At 49.0% G+C, this 19,898-nt stretch carries 14 protein-coding genes and 1 pseudogene; 13 read left to right on the plus strand and 2 right to left on the minus strand.

Features of this window, described 5'->3' with window-relative positions; all coding sequences use genetic code 11:
* Positions 1-246 precede the first annotated feature (246 nt).
* The 3 genes from HP552_RS24480 to HP552_RS24490 all read left to right on the plus strand — a co-directional run bounded on the left by HP552_RS24480 (position 247) and on the right by HP552_RS24490 (position 3,423).
* Positions 247-1,560: an ABC transporter substrate-binding protein gene (locus tag HP552_RS24480; RefSeq protein WP_175398006.1), complete on the plus strand. Its 1,314-nt coding sequence runs from the start codon at positions 247-249 to the stop codon at positions 1,558-1,560.
* Between the two features lie 95 nt (positions 1,561-1,655).
* Positions 1,656-2,549: a carbohydrate ABC transporter permease gene (locus HP552_RS24485; protein ID WP_175398007.1), complete on the plus strand. Its 894-nt coding sequence runs from the start codon at positions 1,656-1,658 to the stop codon at positions 2,547-2,549.
* Between the two features lie 16 nt (positions 2,550-2,565).
* Entirely contained in the window at positions 2,566-3,423 is an 858-nt protein-coding gene (locus HP552_RS24490; RefSeq protein WP_217506551.1) for a carbohydrate ABC transporter permease, read from the plus strand.
* Here the strand turns inward: HP552_RS24490 and HP552_RS24495 are convergent.
* Positions 3,413-4,219: a helix-turn-helix transcriptional regulator gene (locus HP552_RS24495; RefSeq protein WP_175398009.1), complete on the minus strand. Its 807-nt coding sequence runs from the start codon at positions 4,217-4,219 to the stop codon at positions 3,413-3,415. The two genes, HP552_RS24490 and HP552_RS24495, sit on opposite strands and share 11 nt — an antisense overlap.
* A gap of 183 nt (positions 4,220-4,402) precedes the next feature.
* Between HP552_RS24495 and HP552_RS24500 the strand changes: the two genes are divergently transcribed.
* The gene (locus HP552_RS24500) at positions 4,403-5,824 is read left to right on the plus strand and encodes a family 43 glycosylhydrolase (protein WP_175398010.1); all 1,422 of its coding nucleotides are present in this window, start codon (positions 4,403-4,405) and stop codon (positions 5,822-5,824) included.
* A gap of 83 nt (positions 5,825-5,907) precedes the next feature.
* Here the strand turns inward: HP552_RS24500 and HP552_RS24505 are convergent, their stop codons facing one another.
* Complete coding sequence (locus tag HP552_RS24505; RefSeq protein WP_175398011.1) at positions 5,908-6,822, minus strand: AraC family transcriptional regulator; 915 nt, start codon at positions 6,820-6,822, stop codon at positions 5,908-5,910.
* A gap of 410 nt (positions 6,823-7,232) precedes the next feature.
* Here HP552_RS24505 and HP552_RS24510 point away from each other — a divergent pair, with 410 nt between their 5' ends.
* The 9 genes and pseudogenes from HP552_RS24510 to HP552_RS24550 all read left to right on the plus strand — a co-directional run bounded on the left by HP552_RS24510 (position 7,233) and on the right by HP552_RS24550 (position 19,894).
* Positions 7,233-8,108, plus strand: coding sequence for a fumarylacetoacetate hydrolase family protein (locus HP552_RS24510; RefSeq protein ID WP_175398012.1), 876 nt, complete (start codon positions 7,233-7,235; stop codon positions 8,106-8,108).
* 21 nt (positions 8,109-8,129) lie between these two features.
* Positions 8,130-9,596: an alpha-ketoglutaric semialdehyde dehydrogenase GucD gene (gene gucD, locus HP552_RS24515; RefSeq protein ID WP_175398013.1), complete on the plus strand. Its 1,467-nt coding sequence runs from the start codon at positions 8,130-8,132 to the stop codon at positions 9,594-9,596.
* A gap of 16 nt (positions 9,597-9,612) precedes the next feature.
* Positions 9,613-11,589: a YjhG/YagF family D-xylonate dehydratase gene (locus tag HP552_RS24520; RefSeq protein WP_175398014.1), complete on the plus strand. Its 1,977-nt coding sequence runs from the start codon at positions 9,613-9,615 to the stop codon at positions 11,587-11,589.
* Positions 11,590-11,644: 55 nt separating this feature from the next.
* Positions 11,645-13,260 (plus strand): annotated as a pseudogene (locus HP552_RS24525) (glycoside hydrolase family 43 protein).
* Between the two features lie 319 nt (positions 13,261-13,579).
* Positions 13,580-15,268 carry a methyl-accepting chemotaxis protein gene (locus tag HP552_RS24530; RefSeq protein WP_175398015.1) on the plus strand — a complete coding sequence of 563 codons (1,689 nt, stop codon included), beginning with the start codon at positions 13,580-13,582 and terminating at the stop codon, positions 15,266-15,268.
* A gap of 35 nt (positions 15,269-15,303) precedes the next feature.
* On the plus strand, positions 15,304-15,948 hold the full coding sequence (locus HP552_RS24535; RefSeq protein WP_175398016.1) for a Vat family streptogramin A O-acetyltransferase: 645 nt from the start codon (positions 15,304-15,306) through the stop codon (positions 15,946-15,948).
* A 215-nt stretch (positions 15,949-16,163) separates the two neighbouring features.
* On the plus strand, positions 16,164-17,975 hold the full coding sequence (locus HP552_RS24540) for an ABC transporter substrate-binding protein (RefSeq protein WP_175398017.1): 1,812 nt from the start codon (positions 16,164-16,166) through the stop codon (positions 17,973-17,975).
* 70 nt (positions 17,976-18,045) lie between these two features.
* A complete protein-coding gene (locus HP552_RS24545) occupies positions 18,046-19,056 on the plus strand; it encodes an ABC transporter permease (RefSeq protein WP_175398018.1) in 1,011 nt (336 codons plus the stop codon).
* A gap of 1 nt (position 19,057) precedes the next feature.
* Positions 19,058-19,894: an ABC transporter permease gene (locus HP552_RS24550; RefSeq protein WP_175398019.1), complete on the plus strand. Its 837-nt coding sequence runs from the start codon at positions 19,058-19,060 to the stop codon at positions 19,892-19,894.
* Positions 19,895-19,898: the final 4 nt, after the last annotated feature.

Genomic DNA, 19,898 nt, shown 5'->3' on the forward strand with positions numbered 1-19,898 from the left:
CCTTACTTTTAAATAACGATAGAAAACGCTAACAAAACAGAAGGAGTGGTGTTTTAATATGCGATGTCTGGAATTTTACCTTGCCATTTTGTGATAAATGCAGGTTTGGGAAGATCATGGGGTCTTTGTATTAAATAAGAATAGATCAGTAATTACCTCCCCAGTTTTTTCGACTGTAATCAGGATTTTAAGTTCATTCGTCGAGTTACAACACCAGCCATGACCTAAGTCCAAAGGAGGATAAATATGAGAAGATTTTCAGCCATTCTATTCATCGGGATATTAATGACAGCGCTCACCGCTTGTGGAGGAACCGGTAATCAGGCGGAGGAAAACCCTGCGGGTAGTACTAATCCAGGGCAAGAAATTTCTGGAGACCTTACCGTATTCGGGTGGGGCGGCGGTGAGGAGCTCCAGTCCCGGAAGGAAGCAACCAAAATGTTCAAGAAGCTTTATCCTAAAGTGAAGGTGCATGAAGTTTGGCTCCCTGCAGATAACATCGATGTTAAGCTGGATGCAGCTCTGGCTGCGGGAAATGCCGGTGATGTGATTATGATGTCTCCAGACTGGAAAGGGTTAAGATCCAAGTGGTTCGAAGATTTAAATCCTTATATTGAAAAGGATCAATTGGACCTCGAAGCTTTGTTTACGCAGGGAGTTGACGGAGGATATGTAGATCCGGACGGTACACGCAAAGGTATGCCGACAACAGCCTCGGATTTTATGATTGCGTACAATAAAGACATTTTTGACAAGGCCGGTATCCCATACCCAACAAATGACTGGACTTGGGATGATTTCTCAGCAACAGCCAAGCAGGTCTCCTCGGGTGAAGGAGTAAGCCGGGTCTACGGTATTGTGTCCCATTGGATTTGGCAAAGCTTCGCTCCCTTTATATACGGCGGGATGCCATATAACGAGGATTGGACCAAACAGACGTTGGATGATCCCAATACCCTTAAGGGTTACCAATTGTTCGGCGACCTGGTGAACGCAAAGGCAATGCCGGATGACGCAGCCGCCAAGAGCATGCCCATGGACCAAATGTTCGCCGCAGGCAAAGCTGCTATGTATCCGCTAGGTGTATTTGAAGCTTCGACGATCGCCAAAAATATCGGGTCAAACTTTAAATGGGGAATTGTGATGCCTCCAAAAGATCCGTCCGGAAAGACCGTAAACATTAAATTTCAGACCGGCTTCGCCATGAATAAGGATTCTAAAAACAAAGAAGCTGCTTGGGCTTATATAAAAACTGTATCCCTGAATAAAGAGGTAGGCGATTTGTACAGTAAGGTAAATCTGCCTGCGGCGAAAGAATCGGCTGAAAGTACGTTTGCCAATTTAAAAATTGAAGGTACAGATATCTCCATGGTGGATTTTGTAACGGGGCTGCAGGATGCCATAACTTTCCCTTGGGGAGGCTCCATTGCCAAGGCAGGGGATCTCTACGAGCAAACCTGGCAGCAGGTCACCGTTCAGGGGAAATCGGCTGAGGAAGCGGCCAAAGCCTATACTTCACAAATCCAGGCCGCTCTCGACTCCATCCATCAAAATAAATAATAGAAGAACAACACCCGGTTTAACCAAGGGGGAGATCTTTTCCCCCTTTCTATCATAATCCGGTCTCAAATGGAGGCATTTATGGAGGCGAAAGAATGAAGGCTCGAAACAGCAGCAGTGAAAAAAGGGAGGAGAAACCATTTTTCCTCTTTATCTCGCCATGGCTTTTGGGTTTTTTAATATTCACCTTATATCCCATGGCTTATTCCATCATTCTGGTTTTCACAAATATGGATATGACCGGCTCAGGCGAATTTATTGGCTTAGATAATATCATCAGGGCCTTTACACAGGATCCGCTATTTTATCGTTCTTTGCTGAACACGCTATATTTTGTGGTGGTTTCCGTTCCGGCCAGTTTGCTCTTGTCGTTTCTGATTGCTCTTCTGCTTAATCAAAAAATTAAGGGGGTTGGTTTTTTCCGAACCAGCTTTTATATCCCTTATATCACATCCGGCGTTGCGGTTACCTTACTTTGGGGTTGGATTTTTAATGCTCAATTCGGGCTCGTTAATTATTTCCTTTCTCTCTTCGGCATTACAGGACCGAATTGGTTAAGCGATGCCAAATGGGCAATGCCGGCAATTATTATTATGGGGGTCTGGACCATCGGAAATTCCATCATCATTACACTGGCGGGGCTGCAGGATATTCCGGAAGCCCTATATGAGAGCGCTGAAATGGATGGAGCAAGCAGTTTAGTTAAAATTACGCGGATTACCCTGCCCCTGATAACGCCAACACTTTATTTTAATCTGGTCATGGGGATCATCGGTGGTTTCCAAATCTTTATGCAACCTTACATCCTGACCGAAGGCGGCCCAAGTTACTCCACCTATACGTACATGATACATATTTATAACAGCGGATTTAAATATAACGAGATGGGTTACGCCTCTACTTTGGCCTGGTTATTATTCATCGTTATTATGATCATCACTCTAATCGTAAACCGGACCTCCAGATACTGGGTTTATTACGATAACTAATTTGGGAGGTGCAGCCATGGAGGCTTATTATAAAAGTAAAAGAACCAGCGACCGGATCAGAGTCAGCTTGAGTTATGTCGTATTGACGATCGTTGCAATCGTATTTATCTTTCCGTTTATATGGATGCTTTCCACCGCTTTTAAAATCCCCTCGGAAGCCTATACGCTGCCTCCCAAAATCATCCCGGGAACGTTTACGTGGGATAATTTCATTCAGGGCTGGCAGTATGCGGATTTCACACGCTATACATGGAATACCTTAATCGTAACGGGGCTGGCAACGTTTGGGACGGTTCTTTCCGCTTCATTTGTAGCCTATGGCTTTGCACGATTTAAATCCAGATACAGCGGATTGTTATTTACCATGGTGCTTGCTACCATGATGCTCCCCAGTCAGGTGACTCTCGTTCCTACTTACCTGTTGTTCACCAAACTTGGCTGGCTTGATACCTTGATGCCTCTTATCATTCCCTCCTTTTTTGGGGGAGGCGCGTTTAACATTTTCCTTCTTCGACAATTCTTCAAAACGATCCCGAAAGATTTGGATGAAGCCGCCTATATTGACGGTGCAAATGCCTTCCAGATTTATTACAAAATCCTGCTGCCGGCAATCAAACCGGCTTTGATTACGGTGGGTCTCATGTCGATTACCTTTCACTGGAATGACTACATGTCTCCGCTAATTTATTTGAACAGCGATGAGAATTTCACGCTGGCTATCGGTCTGCAGTTCTTCCAGAATTCTTTTGGCTCCTCGCAAATACAGATGTTGATGGCGGTTTCCCTGATCACAGTTATTCCTGTGCTGATCCTCTTCTTCATCGGACAAAAATATTTTGTTCAGGGGATTACGATGACCGGAATCAAGGGTTGATCTCATCGGAATCGGCTGTGCCGACAGTTAAGCTGCCAGTGTGTTTGTGAAATCTCTTTGGCGACGAACCGGTCATTTGTTTGAACTGCCTGGAGAAATGCTCCACATTACGGTACCCGCACCGGTCTGCAATCTCCGCAACCGTGTAAAGATGATGTCTGAGGTATTCTTTGGCTAAGCGAATTCGACTATGAATAACATCATCCATACACGAGAGACCAAACAATTTCTTGTAAATTAACTGCAGGTATCCCGGACTGATGCTAATGATTTTTGCCATTTCCGATATTGTCCAAGGGTGGCTGGGATTATTGTGGATCGCCGCCCGAAGCTTTAAAAGATTATAGTGCTGAGGACTAATTTCCTCTTGAAAGTAAGACTCAAGCAGTTTGTTGAAAAGGGTCCGGAGCAGACAATCTATGGATGATTCCCTGTAGTCTTTTTTGAATGAATTCTCTACGACAAGCAGTTGGAATAGCTTGTGGCAATATTCGGGGTCATCCAAAGGAAAAGGTTTGCCAAATGGAAGCGAGGTTTCGGTCACGTAAGGTTCATCGCTTTCAAAACGAATCCAGTCATTAATATATTGCTCTGCACAGGCACGATAATAAACTTTTTGATGCGGCTCAAAAAGAACGGCACAATGGGGTGGGTAATCCTTTAGTTTTCCATCTACCCAGAACTGAGCGGGAGTCTGTGTGATAACCAAAAGCCAGCAAGGATGCCCTTCGGGAATATCAAAAACAAAATTGCTGTTATGTGCTGCGTCATACTCAACGTAAAAAATGTTTGTCATTGCTCTTCACCTTTACCATCTGGGTTTGTCAAACGGACCATGTAAGTTAGATCGTGTTATAGATCAATTTATCTTGATTAATAGAATAGAAAAGTAGGTAAGCGTTTTAGTTGTTTTCTATTATAGGGATTTATTTTCAATTAATAAATTGCATAATTACTTTTTACGAGGAGTGTAGCTTGAATGAAGAAGCAGGGGTTAAATCCATACCTTCCATCCTGGGAGTACGTCCCTGATAGTGAACCTTATGTGTTTGATGGCAGAGTTTATGTGTACGGGTCGCATGACCGGTTTAACGGACATGTCTTTTGTTTAAACGACTATGTATGCTGGTCCGCGCCAGTGGACGACTTGGGGAATTGGCGAAATGAAGGTGTGATCTACCGAAAAACAGATGATCCGCTAAATCCGGATGGCAGTATGTGCCTGTATGCACCAGACGTTACGGTAGGTCCTGACGGACGTTATTATCTTTATTATGTGCTGGATAAAGTGCCGGTTGTTTCTGTGGCTGTATGCGATACACCTGCCGGCACATATGAATTCTACGGTTACGTAGAATATGCCGACGGCACCCGACTGGGAGAAAGAGACGGGGACGAGCCACAATTCGATCCCGGTGTGTTGACGGAAGGACTGCAAACGTATCTGTATACCGGCTTCTGTGCGCCCGGAGACCAATCGAGACATGGCGCGATGGTGACAGTGCTTGGTCCGGACATGCTGACGATTGTGGATGAGCCCGTATTCGTCGCTCCTAGTCAACCCTACAGCGAGGGCAGCGGATTTGAAGGACATGAATTTTTTGAGGCACCTTCCATCCGGAAGAGAGGGGAAATCTACTACTTGGTTTATTCCTCGATCGGCATGCATGAATTATGTTATGCTACCAGCAAATTTCCAAACAAAGGGTTCGAATATCAGGGCGTAATCGTTAGCAACTCCGATCTACATATTGACTCCTATAAACCAGCTGACAAGCCGATGTATTATGGCGGCAATAACCATGGCAGTATTATCGAAATCAACGGGGACTGGTATATTTTTTATCACCGCCATACAAACGGGGATGCATTCAACCGTCAGGGCTGCATCGAACGGATCTCTTTTCACGAGGACGGAACCATTCCTCAGGCGGAAATGACTTCCTGCGGCCTGAATGGGGAGTCTCTTCGAGGAAAAGGGGAGTACCCGGCATACCTTGCATGCAATCTTTTTACGAAAGATGATCAAATGTATACAGGAGGTTTCGGAGAGGGAGCGTGGCTGGACAGCCGCTTTCCGAAGATTACCCAGGATGGAAGAGATGGCGATGAAGAGACCGGATATATTGCCAATATGGTGGAATCCGCCACGGCAGGTTTTAAATATTTCGATTGTAACGGAATCCGTCAGGTCACGATCAAGGTGCGCGGATATTGTAATGGAGTCTTCGAAGTTAAAACCGCATGGGACGGTCCAGTGTTGGGAATGATTCCGGTACATTTTACAAATGATTGGAAAAAATACAAGGCTGAGATTACCGTTCCGGACGGCAGACAGGCTTTGTATTTTACTTACAGGGGAGCAGGAGGAGCGAGCTTGGCTTCATTTACATTAGAATAAACGGCTGAACGATTCGACCTGCGTACAAAACAAAGCAGCTGCTGGTAATCCAGCAGCTGCTTATTTCATTTGAACAGGATACTTCAATCATCAGGATGAGCGGCTGCCGCAGCTTGCTGTGAATGGCTGCGAAATTCGCTTGGTGCGATACCGGTCCACCGCTTGAACTGCCGGCTGAAATGCGCATTGGTCTTATATCCCAGCATCATCGCAATATGGTCAATGTTTAGGTCTGTTTGCTTTAAAAGCCGCTGGGCTTCGTTCAGAAGGGTTTCTGATAAAAACTTGCGTGGTGCTGTGCCATATACCTGCCGAAAGATCCGATTGACCTGCGACGGGCTAATGTTTAGCGACTTGGCAATGTCTTGGATCCAGGTTCGCTCGCTATCCCGAATCTCACCATGAAGATGGATATATCTTACGGAATCCTCAATGTGCTCGGCAATTTGACGGGCGATGGCTTCTTTTCTGGATAAGGTAACGGATGCGTTCTGAGATAACTGGCCGACCAGGGAGCCGAGCAATTCGAATACGGCAGCATGAACCTTCATCTGTTTGGAGGAAGACAGCGGAATGGACAAGTGCTCTGTGGCCAGATCATACAGTGTACACAGTGAAGAGGACAACCCCAGAGCTAAAGTCGAATCTGCCGGATAATAAATATCCTTGCAGCGATTGAGTTCTCTGCAAAAGGAGGTGTCGTGTACGCTGAAATGAACCGAAAAGTAAGTGAAGCCCTGCGGTCCGGCACCGGTGCAGGAATGGGTCATACCGGGGCGGATGAACAGAAGGTCTCCGACAGACTGACTGTATAGTTGTCCGTTGACCACCATGTTCATCTGACCATCCAGCATCCAGTGGATTTCGTACATGGAATGCTCATGGGACGGATACGTCCAACTGGAATCTACTTTTCTTGCATGCAGCCCCAATAATTGAAAAGACATGCGAACATCGGGCAGACGGCCTAAATATACGGCTTCCGAGAGCTTGGTCACAGGAACCTCCTCGTCATGTTCTGTATTCCAACATCTTACCGTTTCGTCTATATCAATTGAACTAACTATTTACACAGAAACGGAGAGGACAGAAAAAACCTGAAAAAGCGAAGCGGTCGCCTAAAAGCTTTCTGAAAGAAAGCTGCATCGGAAGCATAAGCTATCACCGGATTTTCCCCTTATGAAGAGGGAATCAAAAAAATCTGGGGATAACAGTGATTGGAAGGTTATTCTGTCATCGGAGTGTCCGTGTAAATCATCTTTAGTTCAACTGATATAGATTCATCTTAACAGAAAAATAATGCGTGAAAAGGGTAAGTCGTTGGAGTGATTAGAACATCGTCATGTACCCTAGCTGGTGCTAAGGTAGTAGTATCAACCCGATGGGGGAGAATGGGGGGCAAGCTTGAATGAGAATTATTCGATTTCTGGACGGACAAGAGAAGTGGCTGGCAGCCGTTACGGATGATGAGAAGGCCTATCGTTTGCCACAGGCGGATTTTATGACTCTGATCTATCAAGCTAGGGAGCAGGGAATTTCTCCCGTTCAACTGGTTGAAAGCGCTTTTAAACCGTTAAACGAACTGACCGATGATTGGACTTCATTGCATCTGATCACGCCAGTGGAAGCTCCGGAAGTATGGGCGGCGGGTGTGACTTATCAGCGGAGCCGGGAAGCGCGAAACTATGAAGCTACGGATGGAAAGCTGGATGCGGAGACCTTTTACGATAAGGTCTATGATGCAGAGAGACCGGAGATCTTTTTTAAATCCACAGCAGCCCGGACCGTCGGACCGAATGAGGCTGTCACGCTGCGCAGTGACTCCAGTTGGCAGATCCCGGAGCCTGAGCTGGGATTGGTGCTTGACGCTGATGGCAGCATTGTGGGCTATATCGTTGGCAATGACATGAGCTGCCGCGATATCGAAGGGGAAAACCCGCTGTATCTGCCGCAAGCAAAAATATGGCGCAATTCCTGCTCCATAGGTCCGGCCATTCGTCTAGCGGAAACGGTGCAGAATCCTTATGAATTCAGTATCGTCTGTCAGATCTATCGCGATGGAGAAATGGTTGTTAAGAGTGAAGCGAGTACGAGTGAATTAAACCGGAAGCTGGATGAGCTGGTCTCTTTTCTGGCGAGGGACAACGATCTGTTCGACGGCACGGTACTTTTGACAGGCACAAGCATCGTACCACCCAATGAGTTTACGCTTGAACCTGGGGACCGTATTGAAATATCCGTTAGTAATATCGGGACACTGATCAATCCTGTCATATCAAACTAGTATATAAGGAGGATGAATGCTATGACCGCATTTCAGGTAGAGCAGACATACAGAAATTATATAAACGGGGAATGGGTGCAGGCTGTGTCCGGAGAAACCGAACCCAGCATAAATCCGGCGAATCGGAATGAGGTCGTTGGGTATGTACAAGACTCCGGCGTAGAGGATCTGAACCGAGCTGTTGCAGCTGCGAAGGCAGCAGCGAGGGATTGGCGGAGGTTAACCGGTGCGGAGCGCGGTAACTATCTATTTCAGGCGGCGAACGTGCTGGAACGCCGGGCAGCTGAGGTTGCGGAGGCGATGACAAGGGAAATGGGCAAAACACTTCCTGAAGCCAAAGGAGAGACGATGCGCGGAGTTGCGATCTTAAGGTACTATGCCGGTGAAGGAATGCGAAAAACCGGTGATGTCATTCCTTCGACCGACAGCGAAGCGCTGATGTTTACAACCCGTGTGCCGCTAGGCGTCGTGGGCGTTATTGCTCCGTGGAACTTCCCTGTAGCGATTCCCATTTGGAAGACGGCCCCGGCCCTGATTTATGGCAATACGGTTGTATTAAAGCCCGCACAGGAGACCGCAGTCACTGCGGCTAAAATAATGGAATGCTTTGAGGAGGCGGGCATTCCGGCTGGCGTTCTCAATCTGGTATGCGGGAGAGGCTCAGTGATCGGTTCTGCACTTGCTGAGCATCCGGATGTGGGTGGAATTACATTCACAGGTTCCAATGAAGTGGGCAAGCGGGTCGGCGCCGCAGCCCTGGGACGAGGGGCCAAGTATCAACTTGAAATGGGCGGGAAAAACCCGATCATCATTGCGGCAGATGCTGACTTGGATTTGGCTGTCGAGGCCACGATCAGCGGTGGCTTGAAATCGACGGGCCAAAAATGCACGGCTACCAGCAAGGTCATTATTGAACGAAAAGTATATGAAGCCTTTAAAGAAAAGCTCCTCTCGCAAATCCAGGAGATTCGACTGGGTGACGGCATGTCTTCCGGAAGCTGGATGGGTCCATGTGCGAACGAAGGACAGCTCAAGACCGTACTGAGCTATATACAAAAAGGACAGGATGAAGGAGCCGTTCTGCTGGCTGGCGGAAAAAGGGCCGATGGTCCAGGGCTTGAAGAGGGATTTTATGTTCAGCCGACCGTATTTGAAGGGGTCGAATCGCATATGTCCATCGCCCGGGAAGAAATTTTCGGTCCAGTGCTTGCCTTGATTGCGGTGGATTCCCTCGAAGAAGCTATAGAGGCCGCTAATGATAGTGATTATGGCTTGAGCGCTTCCATCTATACACAAAATGTCGGAGCCATGCTTTCTTTCATCCGGGATATGGATGCAGGATTGGTACGGATTAATGCGGAAACGGCCGGCGTAGAGCTGCAGGCTCCGTTCGGTGGAATGAAGATGTCAAGCTCGCATTCCAGGGAACAGGGGCAAGCGGCTATCGAGTTTTTTACAGCGATCAAAACAGTCTTTGTGAAGTCATAAACGGTGGGAGGGTCTCATGTACGAACAGATTATGGCGATTATGGGGGAGAAAGAGTCCGACTGCTTTGATATCATGGCACAAGCTCCAGGGGCAGCAGGACGTCTGCCTTTAACCGATGATTTGCTGCGAAATGCTCCAAGCGGCGACTTGTTCGGCATGTCCCAGAATGTTGGAATGGGCTGGAAGCCCGGAGAATTGAACGGTAAACAGTTTCTGATCTTAAGTACGCAGGGCGGTATCCGCAATGAGGATGGCAGTCCCGCAGCTCTCGGTTACCATACGGGCCACTGGGAGGTCGGCTTGCTGATGAAAGCTGCTGCAGAAGAACTATCGAGCCGCGGAGGGATTCCGTTTGCCGGATATGTCAGCGACCCTTGTGACGGCAGGTCACAGGGAACGACCGGCATGTTCGACTCGCTCCCGTACCGGAATGATGCCGCTCTGGTGTTTCGCAGACTGATTCGCTCGCTGCCAACACGTAAAGGCGTGATCGGCGTCGCAACGTGTGACAAAGGTCTGCCAGCGATGATGCTCGCGCTTGCGGGCATGCCGCAGCTGCCAGGCGTGATCGTACCCGGTGGCGTCACACTTCCGCCTGTCGATGGAGAGGATGCTGGTAAAATTCAGACCATCGGGGCACGGTATGTCAGCGGTGAACTCTCTTTGGAAATGGCGTCGGAGTTAGGATGCCGTGCTTGTGCAACACCGGGGGGAGGATGTCAGTTTCTGGGTACTGCGGCAACAGCCCAGGTTGTAGCAGAGGCAATGGGGATGACGGTACCGCATGCAGCGCTTGCACCTTCCGGGCAGCCTATCTGGTTCGAAATGGCACGCCAATCCGCACGCGCACTGATCAACATGGAGTCCCAGGGGATGAGAATGGCGGATATTGTTACAGATGCGTCGGTTCGCAATGCCATGACCGTTCATGCCGCTTTCGGCGGATCGACCAATCTGCTTCTTCACATACCGGCTATTGCCCATGCAGCGGGTTTAACCGTGCCCACGGTACAGGACTGGATACAGGTCAACAAGAATGTTCCGAGACTGGTTAGTGCCCTGCCGAACGGACCAATCTTCCACCCCACCATTCGGGTTTTTCAGGCCGGAGGTGTCCCCGAGGTCATGCTCCACCTCAGACAGCTTGGCCTGCTGGATGAGTCTGTACCTACAGTGACAGGTACGTCATTGGGCGAGGTGCTGGATTGGTGGGAATCGTCGGAACGCCGTCATCTCATGCGCAAGCAATTGAAAGAGAAGGACGGCATTGATCCGGACAGTGTCATCATGAGTATAGAACACTCGCAGCGTCTTGGGATTTCCTCGACCGTGACATTTCCAACCGGGAATATCGCTCCCGAAGGCTCTGTCATCAAATCGACATCCATTGACCCAACTGTGCTGGATGAGCAAGGCGTGTATCGTCATCGTGGCCGGGCCAAGGTGTTTACAACCGAACGTGAGGCGATCCATGCGATTAAGACGGGCGGTGTTCTGGCTGGCGACGTTGTGGTACTGCTCGGGCGTGGACCCTCAGGAACAGGGATGGAGGAAACGTACCAGCTTACGTCTGCGCTCAAGCATTTGCCTTTTGGAAAATATGTTTCGCTCATCACCGATGCCCGATTCTCCGGTGTGTCCACCGGAGCTTGTATTGGCCATGTTGGCCCCGAAGCACTGGCAGGCGGGCCGATCGGCAAGCTGCGAAACGGAGATTTGATTGATATTGTCGTGGATCGGGGCACGCTGGAGGGCAGCGTAAACTTTGTTGGAGAAGGGGAGACGGAGGTTTCGCCGGAGGTAGGAGCTCTCATCCTGGCACAAAGGACCTTTCATCCGGATATGCGGCCTGATGAAGCGCTGCCGGATGATACCAGACTGTGGGCTGCGCTGCAATCGGTCAGCGGTGGTACGTGGAGAGGAAATGTGTACGATGTAGACCGGATCATAACCGCCCTGGAAGCCGGCAAAAAAACACTGGGATGGTCATGAAATCTTATCTTCTGTTGTACTTGCCATTATTTTCATACCGGAGGTTGCTACTATAATGAATATGATCACCAACCCCATTCTTCGCGGCTTTCATCCCGATCCGTCCATATGCAGGGCGGGGGAAGATTATTATATCGCTACGTCCACCTTCGAATGGTTCCCGGGTGTACGGATTCACCATTCCCGGGATCTGGTTCATTGGCGACCGATATCTTCTCCGCTAACCCGCATCACACAGGTGAACATGGAAGGAAACATTAACTCCGGAGGCGTATGGGCTCCCTGTCTTAGCTACGACAACGGCATGTTCTACCTGATTTACACCGATGTCAAAAGCCGGGTAGGCGCTTTTAAAGATACCCACAATTACCTTGTGACAGCCACGGATATCGAAGGCCCTTGGTCTGAGCCGGTGTATCTGAACAGCAGCGGCTTTGATCCTTCCCTGTTTCATGATGACGACGGACGGAAGTGGCTGGTCAATATGATTTGGGATCACCGTAAGGGTAAAAATCGGTTTTCAGGCATCGTTCTCCAGGAATATTCCGTCCGGGAACAAAAGTTGGTTGGGCCTGCTGTTAATATATTTAAGGGAACAGAATTAGGACTGACGGAAGCACCGCATCTGTATAAGCATAATGATTATTATTATTTAATAACGGCTGAAGGGGGAACCGGTTATGAGCATGCGGTTACAGCAGCACGTTCCCGTACGCTACAAGGCCCTTATGAGGTCGATCCTTCCAATCCGATTCTCACGTCATACGGAAGGCCCGATTTAGATCTGCAAAAGGCCGGTCATGGCAGTCTCGTCGAAACGCACACTGGAGAGTGGTATATGGCCCATCTGGTTGGCCGGCCCGTGAATCAAAAGTTTTGCATACTAGGACGTGAGACTGCTCTTCAGCTGTGCACTTGGAGCGAGGACGGCTGGTTGAGGCTTGCGACCGGTGACCGGTATCCTGAGGTCCAGGTGCCTGCACCGAAGATCAAGGCACATCCATTTGAACCAGCAGCGGAAATGGACCACTTCGATCAATTCGAGCTCCGGAACGATTGGAATACACTTCGTATACCACCGGATCCGACCTGGCTCAGCCTGACGGAACGTCCCGGTTACTTGCGCTTACGCGGAATGGAGTCCATGAGCTCGACGCACAGGCAAAGCATGGTCGCCCGGAGACTGCAGGCTTTTGAGTGTGAAGCCGAAACCTGTCTGGAATTTGCGCCGGACCATCCACAGCAAATGGCCGGACTGATTCTGTACTACGATACCAAAGACTATCTCTATTTACGGGTAACTTTTCATGAAGTGAAGGGACTGTGCTTGGGCATTATTCAGTCCAGGTACGGGATATATGACGAACTAATGGAGGATATCCCGTTAGAATCAGTGAACCGGATCCGGTTAAAGGTTGTGTTTAAGTACGATCATGCCTGCTTTTTCTATGCGCCAAATGATGACCAGTCCTGGTATCCAGCAGGCGGGTGGTTTGATATCACGCACCTGTCAGATGAATCTCCGGAATATATCCGATTTACAGGAACCTATATTGGTCTTTGTGTGCAGGATCTTGGTGGGACCCGGAAGCACGCGATTTTGATTACTTTGTATATAAAGAAGGGAACAGCCGAACGGTCTACACCGATACGGATATGCTCCCCTCATAATTGAAACCCAAACAAATAAAGAGGCGGCCTCCCTATGAAGGGAGCCGCCTTGTTGTTGCTTTCACTCTTATATGAATTCAGACATATCCCTTTCACCTGTTTAGGGCATTGGAATTTCCAGACAGAAGGACATTCTCACACGATTACGGAAAACACGGAAATGTTTTGGTTTTTTCAATGAAAAATTGTGACAAATATCACTGAAAACTTATAAATAATGTGATTGTCCCTACCGATAACACTATAGTTGATATTCGAAATGAATCGAAATTCGCTTCAATATTAACTCAATCACATAGGGAAATGGGTGGCTCAACACATGCGGAGCATGAGCATCGGTACCAAAATAAGTTTGATTGTTATCAGCATATTTATCGTATTTTCCACAGCAGTAGCGTTAAGTGTCATTCTGGAAATGAGGCAGGGGATTACGACATTTGCCACGGAAAAGGCGAAGCGGGATTTGGAGATGGCGAATCAAATCATTACATACAAACACCCCGGCGACTGGGCCATCAGGGATGGACAGCTCTACAAAGGAGACACATCCATGGAAGGCAACTTCGATCTGGTGGACGAGATTGGCGAGGCATCAGGAGATACGGTCACCATTTTTCGTGGCGAAGAGCGCGTGGCAACCAACGTGATGATGGATGGAGAACGTGCTGTCGGAACAAAAGTATCGGAACAGGTCGCCCAGACCGTTTTACAGCAGGGTGAAAAATTTTACGGGGAAGCCGTTGTAGTCGGCCAGAACTACCAAACGGCCTATCAACCGATCAAGGATGCATCCGGGGAAATCATCGGGATCCTCTATGTAGGGGCATCCCAATCGCTGATCGATGTCATTATCTCCTCATTTTTCAAAACCTTCTCGATTGTAGTCCTGCTGGCGATGGCGGTGGCCATTATAGCGGTTATCCTGTATGTCCGCCGGGTGAAATTAAGAATTGAACGAGTGTCCATGGCGATTAAACGTGCGGGCACAGGTGACTTTACTCAGCCGATTGTCGACAACGTCAAGGATGAGATCGGCATGCTTGGCGCTGGATACAACGAGATGAGAAGCAGCTTGAAGACCATTATTCAGGGTGGCCTTCAGGCTGCAGAGAAGGCTGAGCATTCGACTGGACTTCTCTTGACCATTGCGGAACAGACGGCACGGGAATCAGAACAGATTGCCTCGTCAGTGGAACAGGTCGCCAGAGGAGCAGAGAGCCAGACGATCAGTACCGGAGAAAATCTGCAAGCCATGGAGGAGGTGGCGATCGGAGTACAGCGGATGGCAGACAGGGCCTCCAGCATCTCTGAATCAGCCCTGTATTCCCGCAGGCAGGCAGAAACCGGAGGTGAAGCGGTGCAGCTGACCGTTCAGCAAATGTCGACGATCGAATCCTCTGTTACCACAACGGATGAAGTCATTCGCATGCTGGAAGGGAAGTCAGCCCAGATTAGCCAGATGGTTACCACCATTCATGAGATTGCCAACCAAACGAACCTGCTCGCTCTGAATGCATCGATCGAAGCGGCGAGAGCAGGGGAGCATGGCAGAGGGTTCGCCGTAGTGTCTACCGAGGTTCGCAAACTGGCTGAACAGGCCGGAGATTCTTCGAGTCGCATTGAGGAACTGGTGAAAGCCATGGAACAGGACATGCTGCAATCGCTATCGGCCATGTCCAGAGTGAAGGAGGAAGTGCAGGAAGGGCTGCGCTTGACTCGCGAGACAGAACAAAACTTCAGCCTGATCCGGGACACGAACCTGCAGATCGCTACGGAGATTGAGGACATGGCTGCGACGAGTGAAGAGATGTCTGCAGGCGTAGAGCAGATTGTTGCTTCCGTACATGAAATTGCACGTCATGCCGAGACAGCCAGTGCCAATTCGCAGCAGGCTGCCGGATCTGTTCATGAACAGCTGAAATCAGTGGAACAAATCAAGGCCTCTGCGGCTGTATTGTCTGATGTTTCGACAGAGCTGCAAACCTCACTCAGCCCGTTTAAGATCTGATATCTGTTACAATGGTGGAAAAAGGAGGAATAAGTATGGCTCCCGATAAAACAAAACTTTTCCCCAACGAAAACATTCGCACCGTTTGTTATATTCAAAATTTGCCGCCCCGTCCCAACGTGGACATCGGTGACTATACCTACTATAGCGACAATAGTAATCCGCCTGAACATTTTTATGACCGAATTCTGCATCATTATGATTTTCTGGGAGACCGCCTGGTGATCGGCAAGTTTTGTGCGATTGCAGAAGGTGTGACCTTCATTATGAATGGTGCAAACCACCGGATGGAGGGAATGACGACCTATCCTTTCAATATTTTCGGTGGAGGATGGGAAAAAGTGACGCCCACTCTGGATCAGCTGCCATTTAAGGGCAATACCGTACTGGGCAACGATGTATGGCTTGGGCAAAATGTAACGATCATGCCGGGTATCACAGTCGGAGACGGTGTGATTGTTGCGTCCAATTCGACGGTTACCCGGAACATCGAGCCTTATGTCATTGTTGGTGGCAATCCGGCCAAGCCGATCAAAAAGCGCTTCGACGACGAAACGATTGAACTGCTGCTGGAACTGAAATGGTGGGATCAGGATGAAGAGTGGCTGGATACCCATTTGGAACAATTGGTTTCCACATATGACCTGCAGATATTGAAGGGACTTTTGAATAAGAAATAGGATTGGTTTCGAAAAGAAAACGAGGCAGCAGCTGGTTCCTGACGGAGCCGGCTGTTTCTATTTGGACACCATATGCCTATGCCCTGTGGCCTAGCTGCAAGAAATAATGTCTCAACATTGAGGAAAGAGATGGAATGTTTCGTGTGATATACCTCATAGAATATCGTTAAGTAAGCGCTTCCAAATACCAATATGAATTCACGGAGGGGTTCAGGATGCGAGTCAAGAGTGCTGCAAAACCGCTCATCGCCCTGTTATTATCGGCTGCTTTATTTGCCGGATGCCAAAGTGTTCAGCCACCGTCGGTAAGTGAACCGCAAGGAACGGTAGATCCGCCTGCTACGACCACTCAAAATGAACCAGCACCTCAAACCAACAAGGAGACCCCGCGTAATGAGACGCTGTACGTCAATGGACTGCAATGGGGGCCGCCAACCAACTTCAATCTGCTCAGTGGTAATCCCGCCTTTCCTGTAAATTACGGAAACTCCAGGGAATTGGTGTATGAGACACTGTTTATGGTGAACCAGTTGGACGGCGCGCTTGAGCCGCTGCTTGGCAAGACGTATGAATGGACGGATGACACCACGCTGCGAATTGAGCTGAACGAGGATGCCAAGTGGAGTGATGGGACGGCTTTTACGGCAGACGATGTTGTGTACACTTATGAGCTGGGCAAAAAATATGACATCAACTGGAGCAGTTTTTGGACCTACATCCAGGAAGTAAAAGCGGACGGACCGCAAGCCGTTGAGATCAAGCTGAACCCTGATAATCCCAATAAACTAACGGTGCTGGATAGTATTGAACTGATTCCCATGCTGCCGAAGCATATCTGGGAAGAGATTGAGAAGAAGAATAATAACGATCTGACCGCGATTCGCAAAGAAATTAACGACAATCCGGTGGGCACCGGAGCTTACAAACTGCATTTCTACAATGATCAGAAAATCACGATTATCCGCGACGACAACTACTGGGGACAGAAACTATTCGGCAAACTGCCTGCACCCAAGTACATCACTCATGTGATCTACAAGGATAATGCCGCAGGTGATCTGGCGTTCAAGAGCGGCCAAGTGGACGTCTCCCAACAGTTTATCCCGCAGGTGTGGAAAATGTGGGAAGGCGGGGCTCCGATCAAAACCTACCTGAAGGATGCACCATATTATTTGCCGGGTTCCATGCCAAGCATTTTCTTCAATCTGTCCAAGGCGGGACTGGATAACGCAGACGTTCGCCGGGCCATTGCGATGAGCATCAATTATGACAAAATTTCCGAACTAGCGATGAGCGGATACTCTGCACCGATGCAGCCTTCCCTGACTCTGAACTCGGATGCCGAGTCCAAGTACGTTGACCAGAATGCGATCAAGTCGCTGCAATGGACGACGGATATTGAAGGAGCGAACGCGCTGCTTGACCAGATTGGGGCCACCAAAGGCAAAGACGGTATTCGTGTCCTGAACGGAACGCGCCTCGGGCCTTTTGAAATCGAATGTCCGTACGGCTGGTCAGACTGGAATGCTGCCCTGGAGATCGTCGCACAGAGTGCCAAGGCGATTGGCATTGAGATTCGAACCAAATTCCCGGAATCCCCGGTCTGGACCAATGATCTGCAAACCGGCAAATTCGATATCATCATGAACACACCTGCGGGCGGAGTGAGTCCGAGCCAGCCGTGGAACCGCGCCATGACCATTATGTACTCCAAAGGAGTCGCTCCACTCGGCGAGATGGCATTCTGGAATTGGGGCCGTTATCAGAATGACCGTGCAGACGCAATCATTGAAGAGATTCCTTCCGTGTCGGATGAAGCAAAACTAAAAGCATTGTACACCGAGCTCAATACGATCTGGCTGAAAGATATCCCGTCCATTCCACTGATGTACAGACCTTGGGTGTTTGATACCGTGAATGAATCCGTTTGGAAAGGATTCCCGACCGAAGGGGACGGCACCAACATTCCACCGCAGATTTCAATGGATGGCGCAGGCATTAAGGCCCTTTACCAAATTCATAATTAAGCGATAAAAGAACGTGCTCACCTGAGCACCAATATGACCTTATCCGTAAAATTCGGGGGGTGCTGATCCAATGAATGCCTACGCCAGATATGTAGCGAAAAAAGTGTTCTGGTATGGCCTGACCCTGATCATTGCCATTGGATTGAATTTTATTCTGCCAAGATTGATTGAAGGCAACCCGGTGAGCATGATCGCTTCCAAAATGACCGCAGGCATGACCGATTCGGACTCCATCAAGCGGGTGTATGAGACCTTTACCGTTGAATTTGGTATCGATCAACCGCTGTGGACCCAGTTCGGGATATATCTGAAAAATCTGTTCACAGGCAATCTCGGCACATCCTTCGGACTATATCCGAAGCCTGTGACGGACATTCTGGCCTCCGCCGTCCCTTGGACGGTGGGGCTTCAACTTCCGGCCATCCTGGTCGGCTGGCTGGTGGGTAATCTGCTCGGTGCGATTGCAGCATACCGGAAGGGTGTTTTTGATAAAGTGCTGTTCCCGGTGGCCCTGTTTATCAATTCCATTCCTTTTTTTACTCTGGCTATTATTATGCTGTATGTCTTTGCTTTAACACTGAAATGGTTTCCGCTGTCCGGGGGATATGACTTCCAGATGGTGCCGCAGTTAAGCTTCGACTTTATCATGTCGGTCATACGCCACCATACCCTGCCGTTTCTGTCCATAGTGCTGGTGACCATCGGAGGTCAGGCCATTGGCATGCGGGAGATGTCCATTTATGAGCTGAATTCGGATTATGTGCTGTACAGTAAACTGCTTGGCATCCGCGATGGCCGCATTGCGCGCTATGTGTTCCGCAACGCCATGCTGCCGCAAATTACAGGACTCGCACTCTCCATAGGCACGATGGTTGGTGGATCGCTGATCTGTGAAATTGTATTCAGTTATCCAGGCATCGGGACATGGCTGTTCACGGCCATACGTCAGCTGGATTATCCGCTCATCTCGGGATGTACACTGTTAATTGCCATCGCCGTACTGCTGGCGAATTTCACGATCGATGTCATTTATGGCTTTATTGACCCACGCATCAAGGCTGCTCAAATGGAGGAACAATGACATGAAGCATTCGATCTCTATTTTGCTGAAGTCGCCCAAGTTTATGATTGGTGCGGTGACTTTTGTAGGCATGCTGCTGCTTGTGACCATCTATCCGCTCATTAATCGCAGTGACCCGCTGGAGATGATTGCAATGGCGTTTCAGCCTCCTGGGGATGGATTGCTGCTGGGATCGGACAATTTCGGGCGCGATATCTTTTTGGAATTAATGTATGGCATTCAGACCTCCATACGGGTGGGATTGATTGCGGGTGTTTTTGCGACGGTGATTGGGCTGGTCATGGGCTTGGTCTCCGGGTATATCGGGGGCATGCTGGATAATTTTCTGACTGCGGTCACAAATATTTTCATCGTGATTCCATCATTCATCATTTTGATTCTCATCTCGGTCAGTATCGATTCCCGCAGCTCCCTCGTGACGGCCATCATTATCGGAATTACGAGCTGGCCATGGACAGCTAGGGCGGTACGCGCTCAGACGACATCCTTGCGCAGCCGGGATCATGTGCATATTGCAAAGATTTCGGGACATAGCACACCGCGCATCATTATCCATGAGATTCTGCCGTATATCGCGTCTTATGTAGTCATGGCTTTTGTGCTTCAGACAGCCTCGGGCATTTTGTCCGAAGCCTCAATCTCGATGCTGGGTCTCGGTCCGTATAACACAATATCACTCGGCATTCTGATGAACTGGGCACTGGTGTTTGAAGCCCCGGTGGCAGGAGCCTGGTGGGCATTTATCCCTGCGGCATTTGCCATCGCTGTCATTACGTTCTCGCTCTATCTGATGAATACAGGCATGGACGAAATCTTTAATCCGAAAATAAGGAGCTAAGACC

The sequence above is a fragment of the Paenibacillus xylanilyticus genome (assembly GCF_013359935.1).
Classification (GTDB): domain Bacteria; phylum Bacillota; class Bacilli; order Paenibacillales; family Paenibacillaceae; genus Paenibacillus; species Paenibacillus xylanilyticus.